The 19,995-nt window shown below is 61.8% G+C and carries 19 protein-coding genes; 4 read left to right on the top strand and 15 right to left on the bottom strand.

The features are described 5' to 3' along the window. Together ABEA62_RS04330 and ABEA62_RS04325 are read left to right on the top strand one after the other, a co-directional pair. Complete coding sequence (locus ABEA62_RS04330; protein ID WP_286214554.1) at nucleotides 1–558, top strand: DUF5317 domain-containing protein; 558 nt, start codon at nucleotides 1–3, stop codon at nucleotides 556–558. Between the two features lie 27 nt (nucleotides 559–585). After that, nucleotides 586–1,857 (top strand): hemolysin family protein, encoded by a 1,272-nt coding sequence (locus ABEA62_RS04325; protein ID WP_345378747.1) that lies wholly within the window; start codon nucleotides 586–588, stop codon nucleotides 1,855–1,857. Here the strand turns inward: ABEA62_RS04325 and ABEA62_RS04320 are convergent. The 6 genes from ABEA62_RS04320 to ABEA62_RS04295 all read right to left on the bottom strand — a co-directional run bounded on the left by ABEA62_RS04320 (nucleotide 1,854) and on the right by ABEA62_RS04295 (nucleotide 8,797). Next, complete coding sequence (locus tag ABEA62_RS04320) at nucleotides 1,854–2,810, bottom strand: DUF4349 domain-containing protein (RefSeq protein ID WP_286214555.1); 957 nt, start codon at nucleotides 2,808–2,810, stop codon at nucleotides 1,854–1,856. The two genes, ABEA62_RS04325 and ABEA62_RS04320, sit on opposite strands and share 4 nt — an antisense overlap. A 574-nt stretch (nucleotides 2,811–3,384) precedes the next feature. Continuing rightward, nucleotides 3,385–4,770, bottom strand: coding sequence for a tyrosine-type recombinase/integrase (locus ABEA62_RS04315; protein ID WP_286214556.1), 1,386 nt, complete (start codon nucleotides 4,768–4,770; stop codon nucleotides 3,385–3,387). A gap of 1,004 nt (nucleotides 4,771–5,774) precedes the next feature. After that, nucleotides 5,775–6,236 (bottom strand): hypothetical protein, encoded by a 462-nt coding sequence (locus ABEA62_RS04310; protein ID WP_286214557.1) that lies wholly within the window; start codon nucleotides 6,234–6,236, stop codon nucleotides 5,775–5,777. Between the two features lie 87 nt (nucleotides 6,237–6,323). Beyond that, a complete protein-coding gene (locus ABEA62_RS04305; protein ID WP_286214558.1) occupies nucleotides 6,324–6,986 on the bottom strand; it encodes a hypothetical protein in 663 nt (220 codons plus the stop codon). Between the two features lie 3 nt (nucleotides 6,987–6,989). Continuing rightward, nucleotides 6,990–7,490 (bottom strand): hypothetical protein, encoded by a 501-nt coding sequence (locus ABEA62_RS04300; RefSeq protein WP_286214559.1) that lies wholly within the window; start codon nucleotides 7,488–7,490, stop codon nucleotides 6,990–6,992. Nucleotides 7,491–7,681: 191 nt separating this feature from the next. Continuing rightward, nucleotides 7,682–8,797, bottom strand: coding sequence for a hypothetical protein (locus ABEA62_RS04295; protein ID WP_286214560.1), 1,116 nt, complete (start codon nucleotides 8,795–8,797; stop codon nucleotides 7,682–7,684). Nucleotides 8,798–9,320: 523 nt separating this feature from the next. Between ABEA62_RS04295 and ABEA62_RS04290 the strand changes: the two genes are divergently transcribed. Next, entirely contained in the window at nucleotides 9,321–12,026 is a 2,706-nt protein-coding gene (locus ABEA62_RS04290) for a type IV secretion system protein (protein ID WP_286214561.1), read from the top strand. 56 nt (nucleotides 12,027–12,082) lie between these two features. Here ABEA62_RS04290 and ABEA62_RS04285 read toward each other — a convergent pair whose 3' ends face one another. From ABEA62_RS04285 to ABEA62_RS04250, 8 genes are all read right to left on the bottom strand, one after another. Then, nucleotides 12,083–12,535, bottom strand: coding sequence for a hypothetical protein (locus ABEA62_RS04285; protein WP_286214562.1), 453 nt, complete (start codon nucleotides 12,533–12,535; stop codon nucleotides 12,083–12,085). Nucleotides 12,536–12,842: 307 nt separating this feature from the next. Further along, the gene (locus ABEA62_RS04280) at nucleotides 12,843–13,013 is read right to left on the bottom strand and encodes a hypothetical protein (RefSeq protein ID WP_286214563.1); all 171 of its coding nucleotides are present in this window, start codon (nucleotides 13,011–13,013) and stop codon (nucleotides 12,843–12,845) included. Between the two features lie 229 nt (nucleotides 13,014–13,242). Continuing rightward, nucleotides 13,243–14,214, bottom strand: a complete 972-nt coding sequence (locus ABEA62_RS04275; RefSeq protein WP_286214564.1) for a hypothetical protein — start codon at nucleotides 14,212–14,214, stop codon at nucleotides 13,243–13,245. Nucleotides 14,215–14,360: 146 nt separating this feature from the next. Continuing rightward, complete coding sequence (locus ABEA62_RS04270; protein WP_286214565.1) at nucleotides 14,361–14,660, bottom strand: hypothetical protein; 300 nt, start codon at nucleotides 14,658–14,660, stop codon at nucleotides 14,361–14,363. Nucleotides 14,661–14,879: 219 nt separating this feature from the next. Further along, nucleotides 14,880–15,824 carry a type II secretion system protein gene (locus ABEA62_RS04265; RefSeq protein ID WP_286214566.1) on the bottom strand — a complete coding sequence of 315 codons (945 nt, stop codon included), beginning with the start codon at nucleotides 15,822–15,824 and terminating at the stop codon, nucleotides 14,880–14,882. Nucleotides 15,825–16,109: 285 nt separating this feature from the next. Next, on the bottom strand, nucleotides 16,110–16,760 hold the full coding sequence (locus tag ABEA62_RS04260) for a prepilin-type N-terminal cleavage/methylation domain-containing protein (RefSeq protein ID WP_345378740.1): 651 nt from the start codon (nucleotides 16,758–16,760) through the stop codon (nucleotides 16,110–16,112). 171 nt (nucleotides 16,761–16,931) lie between these two features. Beyond that, on the bottom strand, nucleotides 16,932–17,195 hold the full coding sequence (locus ABEA62_RS04255) for a hypothetical protein (protein ID WP_345378738.1): 264 nt from the start codon (nucleotides 17,193–17,195) through the stop codon (nucleotides 16,932–16,934). Further along, nucleotides 17,192–17,665 (bottom strand): hypothetical protein, encoded by a 474-nt coding sequence (locus tag ABEA62_RS04250; protein WP_286214569.1) that lies wholly within the window; start codon nucleotides 17,663–17,665, stop codon nucleotides 17,192–17,194. The genes ABEA62_RS04255 and ABEA62_RS04250 overlap by 4 nt, the downstream gene beginning before the upstream one ends. 220 nt (nucleotides 17,666–17,885) lie before the next feature. Here ABEA62_RS04250 and ABEA62_RS04245 point away from each other — a divergent pair, with 220 nt between their 5' ends. Next, nucleotides 17,886–18,431, top strand: a complete 546-nt coding sequence (locus ABEA62_RS04245) for a gamma-glutamylcyclotransferase family protein (RefSeq protein ID WP_286214570.1) — start codon at nucleotides 17,886–17,888, stop codon at nucleotides 18,429–18,431. Between the two features lie 91 nt (nucleotides 18,432–18,522). On the opposite strand, the gene ABEA62_RS04240 is transcribed toward ABEA62_RS04245, so the two are convergent. Continuing rightward, on the bottom strand, nucleotides 18,523–19,761 hold the full coding sequence (locus ABEA62_RS04240; RefSeq protein WP_286214572.1) for a hypothetical protein: 1,239 nt from the start codon (nucleotides 19,759–19,761) through the stop codon (nucleotides 18,523–18,525). Between the last annotated feature and the right edge of the window lie 234 nt (nucleotides 19,762–19,995).

The following is a 19,995-nucleotide window of genomic DNA, read 5'->3' as shown; positions in this document are numbered from 1 at the left end:
ATGCTCGTTCTTGCCGCCTGCGTCCTCGCGGTGCTGTCCCCTCTGCTTGTGGGCCGGTGGCCGGCCGGCCTCGCCCTCCAGCGGTGGCGATGGCCCGTGCTCATCTGGATCGCGCTGGGGGCGCAGATCCTCATCATCGAGTTCGGCCTCCCGAACGACCTCGCGCCGGTCGCCCACGTCGCGACCTACGCGATCGCGCTGACGTTCTTGTGGCTCAACCGGCGCGCGGCGGGGGCGCTCGTCGTCGGTGCCGGCGCCTTCACCAACGGGCTGACGATCGCCCTCAACGGAGGGGTGCTGCCCGCGAGCCGCGCCGCGACCGAGGCCGCGGGGATCGATCCCGATCACGCGTTCGAGAACACGGCGGTGATGGACGATGCCGTGCTCCCGTGGCTCGGCGACGTGTTCGCGTGGCCCGACCCCCTGCCGCTGTCGAACACGTTCAGCGTGGGTGACGTGCTGATCGTCGCGGGCGTGGCGATCGCCGCGTGGAGCGGCACCCGCCGCCTCGGCGCCCCCGCCAGGGAACCCGAGTCGGCGACGGACGCCGCCGCGTAGGAGACACCTCGGGGCGGGAGGCCTTAGATGGATCAGGACACGATCATCAACATCGGCCTCGTGCTGGTCTTCGTGGTGATTGGCGGAGTCTTCGCTGGCACGGAGCTCGCGCTGGTGTCCCTGCGCGAGAGCCAGGTCGAGCAACTCTCCAGGCAGGGCAAGCGCGGTGCCCGCGTGGCATCGGTCGCACGCGATCCCAACCGCTTCCTGGCCGCCGTGCAGATCGGCGTGACCGTCGCGGGATTCTTCTCCGCCGCGTACGGCGCCTCGACCCTCGCGCCCGATGTTGCGCCGCTGTTCGAGGGCGTGGGTCTTAGCGAGAGCGCCGCGCACACCGTCGCCCTCGTGGCGATGACGCTGCTCATTGCGTACCTGTCGCTCGTGCTGGGCGAGTTGGTGCCCAAGCGCCTCGCGTTGCAGCGCGCGACCACGGTGTCACTCCTCGTCGGGCCCCCGCTCGACCGCTTCGCCACCGCGATGCGCCCGGTCGTGTGGCTGCTCTCCGTGTCGACCGATGCGGTGGTGCGGCTCGTGGGAGGCGACCCCCGCGCGACCTCGGAGGCGATGTCGGAGGAGGAACTGCGCGACCTGGTTGCTGGCCATGAGGCGCTTGCGGAGGACGAGCGACGCATTCTGACCGATGTCTTCGCGGCGAGCGACAGGACCCTCGAGTCGGTCATGCGTCCGCGCGGAGAGGTGATGTTCGTCAAGGACTCGCTCACGGTGGCCGAGGCGGCGGCGCTCGCGGGAGCGAGTCCGTACTCACGCTTCCCGGTGATGGGCAGGGATGCCGATGACGTGCGCGGCTTCCTGCACGTGCGGGACCTGCTGGTCGCGCCGCGAGAGCAGCGGGTCAGGGAGCTCGTGCGCCCGATTCCCTTCCTGCCCTCGACCACGACGGTGTTGCCATCGCTGTCGCAACTGCGTGCGGAGGGCGTCCACATCGCGATCGTGGTCGACGAGTACGGCGGCACCGACGGGATCGTCACGCTCGAGGACCTGGTCGAGGAGCTCGTGGGGGACATTCACGACGAGTTCGACGTGCCCGAGCCGCATGCGTGGGTCGCGGCCGACGGCAGCATCGAGGTCGACGCGCGCTCGACCGTCGAGGAGTTCACCGAACTCACGGGGATCGCCCTTCCTGCCGGGCCGTACGAGACCGTCGCGGGACTGGTGCTCCACCGGCTCGGCCGGCTCGCCGTCGAGGGCGATGCCGTGACCATCGACCCGGCGGAGCTGATCGTCACCGCGGTCGAGCGGCGCCGCATTCGCCGCATCCGGGTGACTCGCCCCTCTTAGGCGCGCGGGGCATCGTCCGGGACGGGCGTCTCTGATGCCGCTGATGCGTCCGACGCCCCCGACGCCCCCGACGCCTCCGGCGTCCTCCGCGAGCGTGCCACGCGGACCGCGACCACCACCACGCCGCCCACCACCGCCGCGGCCGCGAGCCACGGCAGCAGCACACCCAGCACCACCAGCGCGCCGGTGACGAACGTCACGAGTCCGTCCCATCCCGACTCGAGGCCGGTCCAGAACGTCCGCGGGGAGTCGTCCTCGACGATCACGACGGGTTCGGTGGTGAGGGAGAGGTCGATGGCGGACATCGCAACCTGGTCCTCGAGACCGCGCTGGCGCGCCTCGAGGCCCTCGAGCTCGGCCTGGCGGCTCGCGAGCTCGTCCTCGAGCGCGATGATGTCCTTGATGCCCTGCGCCTCCGCGAGCAGGCCCTCGATGCGCAGGGTCGACGCGCGCAGCGTGGAGATTCGGGCGGCGAGGTCCGTCACCTCGACAGTCACATCCGAGGAGTGGGTCGAGAACTCGTCGACCGTGCCCAGTGCGCGGAGGTCGTCCACCGCGCGGTCAAGCGCGCTGCCGGGGATGCGCAGCGTGAGGTGTGCGGAGCCGCCGCCGTACTCGGTGGCAGCGGTCTCGCTGCGTGCGTCGACGCGCCCTCCGGCGCCCTGGACGATGCTCTCGGCACGGTCGGCGGCCTGGAGGGGATCCTCGACGGTCATGTACATCTCGCCGGTGATGATGAGCGAGCGATCCTGGGTGGGCTGCTCGGCGGACGACTGCAGGTCGGTGCCTGCCTCCGCCTCGACGCCCGGCTCGCCGCCGGCATCGGTGCCGCCGTAGTCGGCCTCGGAGGCGCCGGAACTGCACGCGGAGAGGCCCCAGGCGATCGCGATGATCGAGGCAGTGACCACGCCCCGGCGGAAGGAATGACGTGCCGTGCCAGCGTGTGTGCCCATGTTGCTCATGCTAGGGAGACGCTCGGTGGCGAAGAAGGGTTGGTTGCGGACTTGCAACCATACTGTGACCAGGCGTGATGTTCGACCCGGCGGATTTCTGCATCCGCGTGCCGCGGGTCTCGCGTTCGAGGGCGGCTACGACGGTCTCGGCTCGAGTCAGGAGTGAGGATTCCGGCAGAGATCCGGGTCGTCTTGTGCCGCGCACCTCACAGTTGGCGCCATCGAGGCCGATACGCGGTTCCAGTGGAGCGGGTGACGGGAATCGAACCCGCGCTATCAGCTTGGGAACTTGAAAGTGCAATATTCCTGCATAACCATACATCCGCAGGCGTGTCGTCCTGTGTGAGTATGCACTCCATGCAGAGGATTTATGCTCTACCTGCACGTTTACAGGGGTCCAGGGCAAAGGTAAAGGCGTAAACTCCCACATCAACTCCCGCGAATATCGGATATTACGGACACGTACGAGGCTTCTATCAACTCCCAGAACAACTCCCACGGCGGGCAACACGTGAGCGTGACAGAACCAGGTGATGACAGCCGTCCCGAACGCCGTCCAGATGGGGAGAGTAGGTTACGCCGACCGCTTGCGAGGGTTAGGGGTGCCGTCAAGCGCCCGCAGGCTTACCCTCATCACTTCCTTCATGAAATCCACACCGATGGACTCTGCATACTCCTGACCCATGCCTGCGGTCGCACTGAGCGCTTCCCTCGCCGCATCAGAACCTCTCAATTCCACATAGCGCATCGTTGTGGAGATATTGGAGTGGTTAGCCAGCGCCATCAACTGCATAGCGTTGAGGTTTGTGTCGAGCGCCAGGCGGGTCAGCACACTGTGACGAATATCGTGGACAGAGAATCCCTTCTCCTCTGACTCATAAAAGAACGCCTCCTGTAACGCCTGCCATGCCGCACGGTCCCTCTCGGGCGTCCGAATCGTCACGCCGTCACGCTTCACGTTGTGACGCGCTTCCTCCCATGCGTCGAGTCGCTTCGCGTAGGACTCTTCGGTGTCAGCGCGGTGCCGTGCAGGCTTGCGGGCGTTGATAGCGCCACCGAACACAAGGTCATCCCTGCCGCTCAAACCCTCTACACGTTCCATGTAGCGGAGGTGGTGACGGAGGACGATTGCGGGGGCAACGGTGAGCGGTAGATAGTGAACGGAGCCAGGCTTCTTCGACTTCGTGCCCGGCGCGAGGCGCATCATCGAAGAGCCTTGCTTATTGTTAGCCGTTTGCGGGCAAGCCTTGGCAGTCACTTCGCCGCAGGGGAACTTCCCTGACGCGGATATATCACCGCATCCGTGGAACCATTCGGCTGGTAGCGCGTGAGAGTCGAGTGACAACAGGGCACCGCGAATCTTGCCCTTGTCATCATGTTCAAAGGCGATGTTGCGGCGACGGATTGCTAGGCGCTCTCCCTGACGCATACCGGTCACTACAGCCAGATACGCCTCTGGGGCGCACCAGCCTTCAGCATGGACGAGCGGAGAGCACTCGTTGACGAGTTGCTTCGCGAGAGCCGCTGACAGCCGCAGGAACTGAGTTTTGGGTATCACCCTGTCCGCCCTGTTAGTACGGGCGTGACGCCGAATCGGTGCCGGGTTCCGACGCTGTGTGGCTGTCCTCCCCCATGCCTCCTCAGTGGGGAACTCAACCGTTGTAATCACACGGGAGTCGATGAGTCCCGCCCTTGACGCGGCGTTCAATACCGTAGATAGAAAACGGAAGTGCCCGTGCTGGGTGTTGTACGCCGACGCCTTGTTGTCAGCGTCGATGACGTTGAGCGAAGTGATGAATTGAGTGACGTTCTCACTGCTGAGTTGGTCGAGGCGCAGTGCCCCGATGGTCCCCCAGTACTTCGACAACGCGCTCTCGTAGTTGCGCAGGGTTCCGTCGCTCAACTTTCCAGCGGCGTACTTCAGGTTGATGTGCCTACGGGCGTAGTCCATGACGAGCATCGAGCCAGTGGGGGACGTGTCCCGCACTACCCGCTTGGCGATAGCGGAGTCACCGCCGAAGCGTCGCACCACGGCTTCATCTAGCCATGCGATAGCGGCTTCCTCAGTAGGAAAACTCTCCTTCTGACGCGGCTCTGCACCATGTGGGGGAAGTTCTGCCCTGTACCCGTCGCGGTACTTGTATACGCTACCCGTCCCGCGTGGACGCCGTTGCGCTGAAGTTGAAGTTGCGGGAGCCATACAACGACCCTACACGCGCTACGACCGCCCCAAAGTTGAAAGTGTGGGAGTTGTTCCCGTGTCACACCCGACCGTCACCATTCTCCACATGACTACTTCTAAGGATGACCGGACAGCAACGCCCGCACGCGATGACGCCCACGTGGATACGGGCACCCGCAATGCGCTCACGTTGATGGCTGACGGCAGGGCTGGGCTTCCAGTACTGGGCAGGCTCCTCGTACACACGCCCGCTGTAGCCGCTTGGATTGCCGATGCTGACACCGCTGAGGGCACACAGGCTCGTGGCGTATGGGTCGCAGAGTGCGTACGCATTCACGCTCTGGGACGGTGGGAACTCACCGACAACGATGAGCACGACCAGGAAGTGAACCGTGACGCGCTGACGACTGGCGCGAGAGTGCTGACCTCGCACGTGTGGACGGGTAGCCAGGCTGACGGCGCTGACGGTTTCAAGATTTGGGTCATCACCGAGGCGGTACATGAGGGGGTTAGGGCTAGCACTTGCATCCTCACGCCTGCGGACTACTAGGCGTCGCTAGCCGCCGCGTGTGGGCATGGAAAGAGCCGGGTTACCCCACTGTTGGGTCACCCGGCTCTCGTCGCGTATAGGGGTGTTCACACGGTTCTGCGCTCATCTGTGGTGACGCCTCCCAGTCCAAAAGGACACGTTCCCGGCGAGGCGGTTCCGAAAATTGAGGGGACACAGCAACGCCCCGGCTCTGAGTGTTTGAGCCGGGGCGTTTTGAGTTGCTGTCAGGCGGTTAGCGACGTGCTCGCTCTAGGTCCGCCTTCGAGTGTGCGAGGAAGTGTTCGATGGCTTCGTCGCCCACCAGGTCACTGTCATCTGGCTCGATGACCTCGGGAGCGTCCGCGAGAGGCTTGCGGCGCTTGGACTCGATTTGCTCGGTGCGGCGCTCAAGTTTGATGTTCTCCACACCGGCTTCAACGCGGCACCATTCGGACTTCCGTGCCGCCTGGTCGATGTCCCGCTTGAGTTTGCTCATGGAGTTCGGGAGTTGGAAGCCACCGAGGTCCGTGTACTTCTCCCGGAACGCGGCTACAGCCTTGCCGTATGGTCCGCTGAACTCCTCCACGAACTTCTTCAGGAGGTTCAGGATGTAGAGCCGCTTCGCTTCCACCTCCTGCTCCTCCTCTAGGCGCGCTATGCGGTCCTTCAAATGGCGGCGGCATCTCTGACCGCCCTCTGGTATCGACTTGCACATGATGGGTTCCTTTCGTTGTTGGGGTGTGATGGACACGCGCCCGGCGAGCGTCCTTTTGGGGTTCTAACGGGTTGTCCGGTCAACTGCTCACACACCCGCGTAGCGCGCTCGGATGGCGTCGTTGGCAATCTCCTGCAAGCGCGAGGCGTACTCGTCACGCCACTCGTTGCGACCGACCTGCTCCACGAACTCGTCGTATGGGGTGCACACATGACGGAGGAAGTTCATGCTGATACGACTCAGGAAGTCCGCATCCTGGATGTTCTTCCGAGTGACAGGAGTAGGAACTTCCCACCCGCGTGACATGGCGACAGCGAACTGGTGGTCGTTGTAGTGCTCGACCGCCTCCGCGTGAATCTCGCGGAGGCTCGTGAAGCGGTCCACAAAGCCCTCTTGTGTACTGAGGGCACGGAACTCCTCGACCAGGGCGTTGAGGCGGTCCTGCTCGCGTTGCTTGCGCTCCTGCGCGGCTTTGGCGGCACCCGTCACCTTGCGGTTCGGGTTAGCGCGCCGTGCTTCCAGTTTCTGCTTCCACTCCTGGAAGGCTTCCGTGGACTCTGCGGCTTCCACACGCCCCTCGTAGTAGAGGCGCATAGGAGCGGCTGACCGGTAGTGAGGGTTCGCACGCTCCACGTCGCAGTCACCGAGGAACCGGTCGATAGCCGCCTTCGTCCAACCGCGCTCGATGACGGTGGACTGCGTGATGAGGCTGGTGGTCGTGTAGTCAGGGGCTGTGAGTGTCGTCGTCATGGCTTACTTCTCCGGGACGCCAACACCGACGACGATGTGACCTTCGAGTGTCGCGTACACAGTCGCCTGGAATCCGAAAGGGCTGTCCACGAGGAACTCGTGCCTGCCGTCGGTACCGCAATCCACCTTGGCGAACTCGCTTGCGCGGAGCCGGTAACCTGCCGCTTCGCTGACTTCATCCAGTAGTTCGAGCGGTCCAAGCGGTACGAAGTCACAGAGGGACTCGGCGGCGTTCTTGTGGCGGATGAGGGCGTTGATGTGGTCCTCGCTAACAGGTTCGCCGTCAGCGTCCTCATAGATGAAGCCGCGCTCTTTGGCGGGGACGTGCTCTAGCGTCACGCCGTGCATCGCCGCCTCGTGGAAGAAGTAAGGGAACTTCACCGGCTCGGCGTAGTCGTCGGGTCCAGGGTTAGCGACCCGTGCGGTGATGTCACAGAGTTGGCGTAGCGCGCTGAGGCGTTCATCTGCGGCTAGGTCGGCGGTGCTGATGGATGTGTTGGTCATGTTCGGTTTCCTTGTCGTAGTCGTCGTATTGAGGCGTTCACCTCTAACTGTTAAATCGGATGTTTGGGGGTGCGGAACGGCGCTATAGCCGTGCCTCGTCCGCGATAGCCAAGCCGCTCCGCGACCCTGTTTTTGGGTGCACCGAGTACAGCCCCCGACTGGGCAGGCGTGGGAAGGGAAAGTGTGCGGGGCTAGGCGGCTCGACTGAGGAACTGCGTGGTGCACTGAACCTCTAGCGCCTGTACTTCGGGCAACGTGACGGTAGCCCGCACGAGTTCGCTCACAATGTCGAGGTTCGCCAGTATGACCACGCGCCAGTCCATAGATTTTGAGTCGTAGCCGTGCTTCGGGGCTTCCCGGAATGTTCGTATCATGAGAGCGCCTTGGAGAGTCATCGCGACTCTGGAGAGGTTCAACAGTTCCGGGTTAACGTGCCCCTCTGCCGCGCGCATGATTGCGTTATGGAGGCGGTTGTTGAGGTTCGCGTTGCTGTCCGTGCTAGTGGGGACGTCAGGGAAGGTCAGGCGCTTGCCGTAGTCGCCCTCTTCCCATAATTCGAACAGTTCAACGCGGGGTGTGGAGCAGTGGTTCATCCACGTGCCGGTGCCAACCTGCACGGTGAACTTGTTCGTGGCGCTCAAGGTCACACCACTCTTTGCGGTGACGACGGTCAGGGTCACGTTCGCGTAGTTGCCGAGTTCCTTCAGGAACTCCTGTGCGCCTTCCGCTTGGTACTGCCTATCAGCGTCGAGGACGACGACGTTTAGATTGTTCTTCTCGGGCATCCGGTTCGCGTCGTGGCGGTACCAGGACATCTGCTCACTGAAGTACGCGCGACGGACGTGCTCGCGAGTGGTGAGGGTTCGCCAGTTAGTGACGCCGAGAGATGCTCGGACCTCGTGCATGTCGAAGATGGCGTCGGCAACGTTATCCCGGTGGTGCTCGTGAAGGCTCGCTTCAACTCGTTGCACTTCCGCTCGCGAGCCTGGGGTAATGACTAGGGTGCGAGTGCGTTGGTTACGGGGGACATCGTTAATGACCTTGATGATGTCCGCGATGAGGGCATCACGCTCAAGCGCTTCACTGACGTTGATAGAGATGTCAGCGGTGACTCCCGGCTCTGCGAAGAGAGTCAACTCGTCAGGGTTCGCAGGCGTCGTTGCGTTGTAGAACCCTGGACGCTCGGGAAGTGTGTCGAGCCGCTTGGCGACACCTTCAATGCAGTCCTTGAGGGGTTCGATATGGGTCCGTAGTTTGTCAGCCCGGACACCCTTGGCAGGTCGTAGTTCTGTAATTGTTGCGGTCATGATGTTCTTCCTTTTCTAGGCTACGGGTTTGATGTGCCGCTCCTGTGTTTGTTGTTTTATAGGCTTGGAATGACAGGTTCTTGTCCCTCCAATGCCTAAAGTTTATCATTTATCCGCTTGAAATGCAATTCTTGGTGTGTTATAGTCCGCCGCACTTCCCGCATTGAGTGTCCTTTCCTGGCGCAAAATGCCTGGTAGTAATTCACTTTTAAGCCCGAATAAGGCGCGCAAATCGGTGCCGCTATTCAGCGTGTCGGCGGCGTGTCAGCGCCCCCTTAGAGGACCGCTCACGGGCGTCCTGAGGGCATCTTCTGGGGCTTCTGGCGTAGTCCACGGGAGCGGGAAGGACAAAACAGGAGCGTGGTGCTGTCAACGTCGCCCGCGCGCGCCTACATCTAGCGCCAATCCGATGCGCTTACCCCGTTAGGACCAAAGAGGGAGCCGGTCACCTTGGCGCACCGTTTCGGCGTCAGCACGGGCGAAAACACCGATAACTCCTTATGACAACGATTTGGAGAACATCATGACCTCAAGCCTCGCCCTCACCGGAACCGACAGTTTTGTGGCGCGCGTCGTCACGCCTGCATCGGACGGCAAGCCGCTCAAGCGCTCACAGCATTCACACGCCCGCTATATCTCAGGGAGGGGCGGTAGTCGCCGTTGGTATCAGCGCGTCCTCGCGGCAGTATTGAACGTCGTCATCTTCCTAGGGGTCGTGGCTGGCACCGCCGTCGCTACCGAGCGACAAGCCCAAGCAAATTGGTTGACAGAAGGCATTAGAAGTATTTTTTGCAGTACGCCCGCCTATAATAATTCTCCGTCGCAGGGGTCCGTGTCCTCACTCATCACGAATGACAAGGACGCCGCCGCGTTCCTAGAGGTACCGAGAACGGCAGAGGAAATCCTCTCCTCGGGCGTTAACTGGACCGTTTACAACGGCGAAGAGGACCCGTCGAAGAACGGCTCGAATCGTGTGGATGCGAAGAGCGCCGACGAGGACAAGCGCGTAGATATGTTCGAGAACGGCGAGTGTGTCCCGGTCACCTCTATCGTGATGACTTACACCGCGAACTCTGTGATGGGTGGCGTCAAAGTCCTCACCAGCATCTCCGGCTTCGTGCTTGAGCAGGCTTACCACCCCACGTGGGTACAGGGACTCATTGATACGGCTGGGCGCGCAATCACTGGTGTGGACCCTGAAACAGGTGCGAAGGTAGGCGACGGACTTAAAGATTCTCTCTACCTAGAGTTCATCAATCTCATTATCTTCTTCGCCGCCCTATGGTTCTTCTGGACCGGGGTGGTGAAGCGCAAAACCACCGAAGCGGCGTCGGGAGCCGTTTGGATGCTAGCAAGCGTCATCGGAGGAAGCCTCCTCGTTTACAACCCGACATTGGTACCCACTATCACCTCAGATGTGACTTCGAGTTTCGCGGATGTCATCCTCACCGGGACCGCTGGCAAGGTCATGGATGTCAGCGGCAACGACGTGGATATTTGTGCCCTCCCCGGCAAGGAGGATGAGGTCATCACCCGTCAAATCACGTGCTCCATGTGGAGTACTGCTGTCCTACAACCGTGGGTCATGGGGCAATACGGAACCTCGCTCGATGAACTCAACGGTCAGGCTCCCGATGACATCCGCATCGGGGACGAGAACGTGAACAATCTCGCGCTCTATCAACTCAGCGCGCAGTCCCTCACGCCCGCTGACAGAGGCGCTGGAAGCGCCGTCCTGGACTCGAAAAACAACATGTTCTTCGCCACTGTCGATGAAGTGGCAAGCCCTGAAGCGTCAGTGCCTACTTCGCTCACTACATGGAGTGGCGAAGCATCGGAGCAACGCGTTTCAATCGCCACCGTCGCCCTCATCGTGAGTGTGATGATGAGCCTGCTCGTCATCATCCTTGCGGGCACCATGCTTGTCGCTCAAATCGCTGTCGCCATCCTCGTTTTCGTAAGCCCCTTCTTCCTCCTGCTGGGCGTCCATCCAGGCATGGGTCGTCGGCTCATGGCTCGCTGGGGCGAGATGCTTGTGAACGCGCTACTGAAGCAAATCCTGGCGTGTGTGCTCCTGGCTATGCTCCTAGCCTTCTACGCCGCAATACTCCCCAACGCGTCCTCTAATTGGGGCACATCCGTCCTCGCGGTAATTGGGATTTCTGTGGCAACCCTTATATACCGTAAGGAACTCACGAAGGCGGTCACCTCCTCTGTGAACTTCGGTAGTGGTGGCATCCTCTCCGACCAGCCTGCAAGTAAGGCTGGCGCGGTCATGGGCGGTATCGCAGGCGGCGCTGTCGTCGGACTCGGCGCTGGCGCTCTCTCTGGCGGCAAGGTCGGCGCAGGCATCATGAAGTCCGGTACTGGAAGCGTCACACAACGTGCCATCGCGGCGGGGAAAGCCACGGTGGCAGGCGCAGGGCGTGGAGCCGTGAAAACAGCCGCTCGTGCCGGTGTCGCGCAGTCCAGCACAGGTGGAGCCGCCCTTGTGATGTCCGGTCAACATGGACAGGTCGCCGGGCGTCAGTCCGCTGGAAAAGTTGAGTCCAAGTTCAACGAGAAACAGGCTCACCAGCAAGAACGGGACGCTCGTCAGCAGGAGCAGGCGCAAGCCGTCGAGCACCAGCGGGCTATGGCTGACTGGAAGAAGAACATGTCGCCCAATCACCAGCGCTACATGAAGGAATGGGAGAAGAACCGCCAGAACCCAGAGTGGCGTCGCGCCGTCACAGAGAGGTACGGCTTGAGCGAGGTTCCGAACCCGTTCGAGCAGTCCTTCAACGGCTACGGAAAGCCCAAGTCGGAGTGGAAGGCGGGGGATGCTCCTGCACGCCTCCACGGTGCTGACAAAGCAATTGACTCGACCAGAGTCGCCCCGCCCGCAGTCGGTGAACAGCGCGAAGCCTGGCTCACAGGTGGTAACACCCCTCAGGCTGGAAGCAAGAGCGCAGGAGCACCCACTGAACGCCCCTCGAACAGCCCGCAGAACGCCCCTCAGCGTCCTGTAAACAACCCCGCGCTCACGGGTAAGGGTGGCACCGGTTCAGCCCCTCAGAACGGCGGAAACGCAGGCGGTTCAGAGGCAGGACGCAAGCAACGCGGCAACCCCGTGAAGCCTCCTCAGGGTGGACTTCCTCAGCCGCAGATGAACAAGGGCGAGCAGGTGAAGCCTCAGGCTCAACGAAAGCCGTCAGGCGGCGGTCAGTTGCCTCGCCCTGGGCAGTAAGCCCGGAACGCAAAGAACCCCGGCTCCGTCACTCTGAGCCGGGGTTCTTTCGTATGTCAGCACACTGGACATGCGGGGTCACATGGAGCCGTTTCAGCGGGGTCGCAGATGCACGCCGCGTCGGTGCCTCCGAGCGCACGCTCAAGCGCCTCGTCCTCGCACACGACACACTCCTCAGGCTCGCTGTCCGTTGCTGTGTCCGTAGAGGCGTCGTCAGCACCCTCGGAGAGGAAAGCGGCGGCAATCATCGCCTCAGCCGTAGCGAGGGCTTCCAAGCGCTCATGAGCCAACGTGAGCGCATTACACGTGGGGCAACCACCCGTGGTGAGCATGCAATCCACGTCAGGGAAATTGTCACCCGAACCGTTGACGACGAAAGTGATGACCTCATCGAGCCGCTCCTCCTGAAAGGCGCGAGCGTTCCAGGTTTCGAGCATCGCGGCGAATGCATCGGACGGGGTGCTGTCAGTGGTGTCCGCGTCGGGCGGACGTACGTGGTGGGTGGTCATGTTCTCCTCCTGGCGTAGATATCCAAGATGCAGGCTCTCACCAGCCACTGACATCAGCGTGAGCAGTGCGTGGCTCGCGGGAGCGACGTGGGAGCAAAGTGACCGCCGCGCTGTCCGCAGAAACACGAAACCCGCCTCATCTCTCGACGGGGCGGGCTACGTGTAACAACGAAACGACGTGAACATCAATCACTCACGCTATCTATATCGGCAGGAATTGAAGCGAGCCGATGAGGAGCGGCTCTGTGGCTCACGCTCCCCACCGGCTCGGCGGGTTTGTAGGGGTGGATGGACGGGGTTCGGGCTTTTACGGCTGGTCGGCAAGGATGTCGCTCATCGCCCTGTTGAGGGTGTTCTCAAATTGGGTGCCCGCGTTGTCGAGCACGCGGTCCGTTTCGGATGTGATGTGCATGACCACGCTGACGGCGAGGATGGCGACGATGACGAAGGCGAGTGCCTTGTAAATAGTGGCTTCCATGATGTTCTCCTTGTTGTTTGGTGAGGGTGATGTGACCTCACGTGCTTACTAACGGCTATCCGATAATCGGACGCCGAAACGATGACTCAACTCACGTGACTCGTCCGCGATAGGTAGAGATGCGCTCGCCCGAACTGTGTCCTTCACTGCGACCTCTGCGAACACGCATGCCCGGACATAGATGAACCCCCTGCCAGCAAGCCGACAGGGGGTTCAGTAGGTGGAGTGGTTACGCCCGTGATGGTTGCGCAAGAACTGCCTCCTCCTCAGTGACAGAGCCACGTGCAACGGCGGTGCGTTCCCGCTGTAGAGCCATCTGGACGCGTGCAGAGAGGTCATCCACATCGCGGTAACGCTTAGCCATGAGAACTCTCTTGGATGCCGCTTCCACAGCCGTCATGTAGTCCTCATCACTGACGACCGGCTCGACCTGCTCCACGTCCGAACCGAGCGGCGCAGGGCGGTTACGGTCAGGGATGTTCTTCACCTGCATATCCCTCTCCACGAGGCGGGCGAGAGCCTTGTCACGTACGCGGAGGTTCTTGCTTCCACGAGAAATCATGCGGAGGGTTGCGCTGTTCGTCGTGCGCTTTTCCGCGATGCATGTGAGCAAGTGCTCCGAGGCGTCCGTTTCACCCTTGAGCGTGGACACGGCGAGGGCATGGAGTTCGGGAGCCTTCTTGCCCTCCAACTCCTTACGGTACGTGTAGCGCTCATCCCACTCACGGACCTCTTTGAACCCGTTGCTTCCACCGTCAGCAGGCGGCGATTCAAGGCGAACGATGCGCCCCTCTATGTATGCGCGCTGTGAAGGTGTGAGCGGATTGTCAGTGTCACGGAGGCGGAAGCGGAGAGTGTCCACGCCCTCCTGACTGACCATGTACTCAAAGCGGCGGTCAACATTGGCGGCACGGAGTTTCGCGTTCCTCCGCTCCGTAGCGAACTGGAACTGGCGTAGCCCGTCCTGCACGCCTTCGTAACGCTTCCCTAGAGCGGTCAAGCCCTCAGGGGTTTCAATCCATCCCTGCATGGCGGCACGTTGCTCCTCGATAGCGGCGGCGAGCCTCTGAGAGTCCCTCTTGCGCCACGTCGTACGACTTCTGAGTCCAGCCTCAGCCCTAGCAATCTCAGCCTCGTACCACGCGTGGTGGCGAGCCTCAGCGGTGGTCGCGTTCTCGCGGCGTGCTTCAGCCTCAGCCATTCGTACCTCAGCGGCGGCGGTGTCAGCGACTGGGGCGGATGTACGTGCCCTCCACATGCGCAACTTGAGCCGCTTCGTTTCGAGGTTCGCGTACGCGTGAGGGGAGCATCGTGGACCTGGTTTCTTGTAACACATAGCCCACCCCCTTACGCGGTCACGAGAGCGTCGATGGTGGCGGTGTCAGCAGTGAAGCCCTTCGGGAGGTCCAGCCCGATGTGGTCGGTGCGTTCACCGAGCACGTCCTCAAGGGTCAGCGAGGGGTTGTGTTCGGCGGTACGGAGAGCGGCGAGCGTGATGTCGAGGACGACAGCCGCACCCTCGTGTTCAAGGGTGCCGGGTTCGGTGTGATTCGCCCTGAACCATTCGTAATCTTCCATGCGGGCACGGAGTTCAGCGGCTGTGACGCCAGTGAAATCTAGCGGGTTCTCAATTTGCTTGTGTGTCATGGTTGTTGTTCCTTTTCGTTGTTATAGATGCGGGCACAGTCGCCCTATTCATATGTATCTATCGGCTATTTCGGCGGGGAAGCCTCGTGGCTCGTCCGCGATAGCCGTAAATGCGCTCGCCCGAACCGTGTCCTTCTTGGCGCGTGGAGATGCCCCGGAAAACCCTGAAGCCCCCGCCGTGATGGCAGAGGCTTCAGGGGGTGATGACAGAGGAGGGGCTTAGCCCTCGTTCACATGCACGTAGAGTGCTGTCGAGCGAGCCACTTCCTCGCCCGCCACGTCATAGGCGACGACTACCAAATACGTATCGCGCTCGAACCATGCCCCGAAAGAGAACTCTTCATGTGGGGCGTAGGTGCGGTACACCATGCCGCCCTGGCTGTTCTGTACCTCGTAGCGGACGACCTCAGCGTTCTGTACTGGCGTCCATGTGAAATCCACCGTGCTCGCGCCTATGAATCCTGCTGACGAAGTGACGGTGATTTCAGGGGCGACTACCTGCGGCGGGACGGGACGAACCTCGATGACGTTGCTGACACCGGCAGGGCGTCCCTGTGCGACGGCTGTGACACGGAACTGGGTGGGGTGGTCATCGAGCACTTCGGAGGTCCATGCGGTCACGTTGCTTTCAGTGGTGGTCACCATGCCCGTCGTCACATTGAGAACTTCGTAGTAGTCGGCACCCTCGACGGCGCTCCAACGGAGGAGAGCGGCGTTCATTTCATTGAGGTCCGCTTCTAGTACCGGAGAGTCCAAAGGGAGGTTCGCTTCGGGACAGCCGCCCTCGGTGAGGTCGGACACGTCAGCGCCGTCACCGGAGATGTGGAATATGTCCTTGTCCTTCGTGTCGATGTCGAACGCCTCCGCGCACCACTCGCTACCAGTCGTCACGTACTGCACTTGGATGCTCGTCGGGATGGGCACATCGGAGGGGAGCGCGCTCGGGTAGATACCCGTGTTGAGTTTTCCGTCACGCTCGACGGCGATGCTGACGCTGGTCATGACGGTTTGGAGGCGTTGACTCGCAACGACCTCTTTCTGGCTCAGATACGTGGGGATGGCGATGCTCGCGAGCAAGCCAACGATGAGGATGGCTGTCAGCACTTCCATCATGGTGAAGCCGGATTCGGAGCGGGTGCGTGGGGTGTGAGTGGGGGTAAGCATGAGGGTTCCTTTCAAGTCGTTACTCCCTCTATCCGCTATTTCCACGAAGGCGCATCACTTCGGCTTCAGGTGAGGGGCGGGCGGCGGCGCGAAAGCGGGACACGAACCGGGCGAGGGGCTTCGAACCTGCTCGCCTGAACCGTGTCCATCTGGACTAGGAGCCGATGCAAGGAGATGCCCGGTCAACACTGCGAGCCACGTGAAGGCAGAAAGTAACCCCCTCCGCTGATAGGGGTGCGGAGGGGGTTACGGCTTGGGGGCGGCAGAGTGGATGCGCCTCAAGTGTTACTCGCCAAAGGGTGAGTACTCATTGCCCGAGATTTGGTCGTTGTAACCGCGTTGCCATTCGCCAACACAGCCACCGCCCCATGTGCTGTCCCAGTAGCCAGCGCGGTCGGCGTAGAAGTCATCCCAATCCGCGTACCAAAAACCACCGTCGAACCCAGCGAGGTACGCCGAATCGGTGCCGTCAGCGCTGAAGCAGGCTTCGTTGCCGTTCTCGGCGTCCGCTTCGGCGGCTTCCTCTGCGGGAGTGCCGCTTTCGGGGCAGTAGGACTCGTCAGCCTTGCCCTTCGAGGAGTCGTAACAATAGGCGTAGTCGCCAGCATCGACGCTGAAACCGTAAATCATGAACGCGCCTGCAACTTCGGGGTGGTCCCCGGCTATGACCTGTGACCCGATACCGGGGGTGAAGGTCGTCGGTGCGTTCTCGAAGGAGGGGCGACCCTTCGTGGCGTCGAGTACGGTCGCCACTGAGTTCCGTACGTCGCTCTCAAGAGTGGAGCGCATAGCGCTTTTCTGCTGGTTCATGAACAGTGGGATGGCGATGGCGGCGAGGATGCCGAGGATGATGATGACCACGAGGAGTTCGATAAGCGTGAAGCCCTTCTCGCCCTCCTGTCGTGCCCGTAGGCGTTGTTGGACTTGTGTAAGCATGTGAATAATTCCTTTCAGGTGTCATGTGTGTGGGAGCCGAAAATGGTCCTACCTCTCTTATCTGCATAATTGGCACCTGACGCCATTCCGATGCGCGAAGGCAGTGCCTGCATACGAGAAAGCCCCCACGCTTTGCGGCGTGAGGGCTAACCCGGTGAGTGGTTGACGGGGCTACTGCGGAGTGTTCGCAAGGAGTTCCTCAAGGGCGTCAATTTCGTCCTCTACGGCGTCCAAATCGGAGCGTCGGACTTCCTCCCACCCTTCGGCAATCTCGACCAGCCTGCGAGCGTCAGAGAGCCTCTCCTCGGCTTCCCAAGCGCGTGCATGAGCGGCGTCGATACGAGCGGCGACCTCCTCACGGGTGAGGGGTTCTGTGTCGGCAATGGACAGCCCTGCGAGGGCTTCAAGTTCTAGTTCGGTGTCCATCCCCATCACGCCCCTACAGTGATGCGACGGTCGCCAAGGGAGATGCCCGCTTGAGCGAGCACGCGTTCCACGTCGATGTCACCGTCAGGGATGACAACCTGGTGGTCCCAGGCGTTCGCACGGGTGTCATAGAGAGCGGCTTCGCGACCTGATGCATCGAGGTCGATGTACCAGGCATTCTTCTTCGTGTCCCAGCGGAGGATGACGTTCACCGCGAGAGCGATGCCGTTGTAGGAGCGAGCCTTGGGCTGACGGTTGCGTTCGGGGTTCACGATGATGTGCACGCCACGCGCTTCACGAGCGTTCTTGTAGATGTCCTGGTCGATGCACACCTGCTCGGCGTGGAGGACTGCGGAGCGGATGTCAGCAGGGGTGACGGAGCGCTTGACGTTGCGGCGGATTCCCTGGAGGACTGCGGCGAGTGCGTCGGTGTCGTTGAGGTCGTAGAACCGGGCTTCGGTGTTCGTTGTGTTGGTCATGATGTTCTTCCTTAGAGTTAGGGCTTTCGCCGTTGTGCTTGTAAATATCGGCTGAAAGCCCCAGTAAGGATTGAGCGCACCCGCGGCTCGTCCGCGATAGGTAAAACCGCAGGTAAACGGGTTGCTGAGGCGCGCGGGCGTGGTCGCAGAGAAATGCAAACAACGCGAAATGCACTAAGTTCGCGGCGCTGGTGTCAGAGGGCGCAGGGAACCTTCAGCCATGACGACGACCTCCGCCCACAGCGCACACACGCCCGTACCTGCTTCCACCAGTCAGATGCATGCCCGGACCCGCCAGCCGGAACGCGACGCGGCGACCCCGGTGGTGTCCGCGTATGGGGAACTAGCGCTCCCATATCTCGTGTACGGCACTCTTCGTGAGGGGCAGGGGAACAGTTGGGCTATCGAGCGCGGGCAGGGGCGCTACGTGGGCACTACGCACCTCAAGGGCTTCGATATGTACATGCCTCCACACGGCGCATTCCCCTACGTCGCTGAGGGCGCGGGAACCGTCACCGTCGAGATTGTGCAACCTCCTGCTTCCGACTCTGCTCGCAGGCGCTTGCGGGAACACCTCGATAGGCTCGAAGGCTTCGTTGTCGGGAAGCGATGGAATCACTACGACAGGGTGGCGGTCCGTTTTTCTGACCCGCGTGATGGCGGGATGTTGCGCTGGGGTTGGCTCTATGCGGTCACGGACCCCGATGCTCGATTGGACCTCATGCCGAAGATTGAGGGCGGCGATTGGGTCGAGCGCGAGAGGTAGGCGAGTACGTCCGTGAGCGCGTCCGATGACAGGGCTGTGAGCACGAAAGAACCCCGGCAGGCGATTGCTTGCCGGGGTTCTTCGCTGTGGGTTAGGCGTACTGCGCCCAGCCGGTCATTGCGTCCGCGTCGGTCATGCACGAGTCGAACTTGTGGACCGCGCCGTAGCCATCCTCGGTTTGAATGAGGAAGCCTAAACCTGCGGGCACACGCCCACCGCACCCGACGCAACGCCCTGCGTACTGGTTGGGTTTCGGGGTCCAGTTCTTGCGGCGTTCCTCTTCCTGAGCGGCTTTCTCCTTCGCGATGCGTTCACGCTCTGCCGTCACCTCTTCCTCGCTCATGCAGTCGCCGTCAGAGTGAAATGTGACCCACTTGCCTGCAACCTTGCGGGACCGTCCGGCACGAGGTCCGACGACGCCTCCGCACTGTGAGCAAGGCTTCTGATAGATGTTCGCGGCTTCACTCGCGTCCTCACAAGCCGATGTGTCAGCGCCGTGTACGAGATACCAGTTGCCGTCACGCTTGAACGTCAGCCCTTCCTGTTCGCGCACCCAGCCTTCACAGCGTCCACACTTGCCCGCGTACTTATTCGGGTGGGGCTTCGCGGCGTATGCGGCGGCTTCCTGCTTCTTCTGCTCGACCTGCTCTGCGGTGGGGCACTCGCCGGGGCGGTGCATGGAGCGCTTCTTCCCTTGACGGGTAACCAAGATGCCTGCACCCGGCTCGACGTACTGCTCGCATTCGGGACATCTGCCGCCGTAGGTGTTGGGTTTGGCGTTGGCGTACTTCGTGGGTGGGTTAGCCTTTCGCTCCTCCTTCACGCGCTCCTGCTCGGCGGCTTTGCGGGCTTGTGACGCCTCACGTGCGGCTTCCTTAGCCTTCTGCGCCTGGACCTGCTTGAGGTAGCGTTCACGGTTCATCTGACGCGGGGATTCACCCCACGTTGCACGCATCTGGCGCTCTTCTTCGGCTTCCTTCGCGAACGCGTCCACCCGCCCTTGCCAGCGGTCGTGCTCGGCTTGGGCGCTAGCGAGGTCACGGTCGAACTTCGCGGGACGATACTTCGGACCCAGGGCTTCACGGCGCTCTTGTTTGGTGGCTTCCTTGAGGCTTTCTAGGAGGGCTAAACGGGCTTGCGCGGCTTCTGCTCGACGCTCTGCGGTAGCGACCTTCTGCTTGAGATGACCCTCACAGCGGGGTCCGGGTTTCGGGTAACACATGATGTTCTTCTCCTTGTCGTTAGAGGCGACCGGTTGGCGGTCGTAGTACGGCTCTAACGGGGTGGAAGAACTGGAATCGGACACAGCAACGGACGGCTTGGTATCCATTTTCCCAAACGCCCTCAAGATTGTGGCGGGGCTTATACCAGGGGTGTTGTAATTGTTCGCATTCTTTTCGCAACACGCGAGTGCACAACTGTGTCCCCCTTGACGTCGAGGGGGCGGCTCCATCGCCTGCTGTTTTGTGTCCCTCTGGGGGTCAGGAGTGAGGTCACCCCTCGCCTTGCAACCTTACGAATCTCTGGGGCGAGGGGCTGGCGGTCACACGATTGGCGCGGGACC

The sequence above is a fragment of the Demequina sediminis genome (genome assembly GCF_039545075.1).
In the GTDB taxonomy this organism is placed as follows: Bacteria; Actinomycetota; Actinomycetes; order Actinomycetales; family Demequinaceae; genus Demequina; species Demequina sediminis.
This window is presented reverse-complemented; position numbering and strand designations above follow the sequence as displayed.

Excerpts from the sequence above, each read along its gene's own strand:
- ABEA62_RS04305 (WP_286214558.1), bottom strand. The coding sequence starts at position 6,986 with ATGACGACGACACTCACAGCCCCTGACTACACGACCACCAGCCTCATC.
- ABEA62_RS04240 (WP_286214572.1), bottom strand. The coding sequence starts at position 19,761 with ATGGATACCAAGCCGTCCGTTGCTGTGTCCGATTCCAGTTCTTCCACC.
- ABEA62_RS04290 (WP_286214561.1), top strand. The coding sequence starts at position 9,321 with ATGACCTCAAGCCTCGCCCTCACCGGAACCGACAGTTTTGTGGCGCGC.
- ABEA62_RS04245 (WP_286214570.1), top strand. The coding sequence starts at position 17,886 with ATGACGACGACCTCCGCCCACAGCGCACACACGCCCGTACCTGCTTCC.
- ABEA62_RS04300 (WP_286214559.1), bottom strand. The coding sequence starts at position 7,490 with ATGACCAACACATCCATCAGCACCGCCGACCTAGCCGCAGATGAACGC.
- ABEA62_RS04320 (WP_286214555.1), bottom strand. The coding sequence starts at position 2,810 with ATGGGCACACACGCTGGCACGGCACGTCATTCCTTCCGCCGGGGCGTG.
- ABEA62_RS04325 (WP_345378747.1), top strand. The coding sequence starts at position 586 with ATGGATCAGGACACGATCATCAACATCGGCCTCGTGCTGGTCTTCGTG.
- ABEA62_RS04275 (WP_286214564.1), bottom strand. The coding sequence starts at position 14,214 with ATGGCTGAGGCTGAAGCACGCCGCGAGAACGCGACCACCGCTGAGGCT.
- ABEA62_RS04265 (WP_286214566.1), bottom strand. The coding sequence starts at position 15,824 with ATGCTTACCCCCACTCACACCCCACGCACCCGCTCCGAATCCGGCTTC.
- ABEA62_RS04260 (WP_345378740.1), bottom strand. The coding sequence starts at position 16,760 with ATGCTTACACAAGTCCAACAACGCCTACGGGCACGACAGGAGGGCGAG.
- ABEA62_RS04315 (WP_286214556.1), bottom strand. The coding sequence starts at position 4,770 with ATGCTCGTCATGGACTACGCCCGTAGGCACATCAACCTGAAGTACGCC.
- ABEA62_RS04250 (WP_286214569.1), bottom strand. The coding sequence starts at position 17,665 with ATGACCAACACAACGAACACCGAAGCCCGGTTCTACGACCTCAACGAC.
- ABEA62_RS04310 (WP_286214557.1), bottom strand. The coding sequence starts at position 6,236 with ATGTGCAAGTCGATACCAGAGGGCGGTCAGAGATGCCGCCGCCATTTG.
- ABEA62_RS04295 (WP_286214560.1), bottom strand. The coding sequence starts at position 8,797 with ATGACCGCAACAATTACAGAACTACGACCTGCCAAGGGTGTCCGGGCT.
- ABEA62_RS04280 (WP_286214563.1), bottom strand. The coding sequence starts at position 13,013 with ATGGAAGCCACTATTTACAAGGCACTCGCCTTCGTCATCGTCGCCATC.
- ABEA62_RS04330 (WP_286214554.1), top strand. The coding sequence starts at position 1 with ATGCTCGTTCTTGCCGCCTGCGTCCTCGCGGTGCTGTCCCCTCTGCTT.
- ABEA62_RS04285 (WP_286214562.1), bottom strand. The coding sequence starts at position 12,535 with ATGACCACCCACCACGTACGTCCGCCCGACGCGGACACCACTGACAGC.
- ABEA62_RS04270 (WP_286214565.1), bottom strand. The coding sequence starts at position 14,660 with ATGACACACAAGCAAATTGAGAACCCGCTAGATTTCACTGGCGTCACA.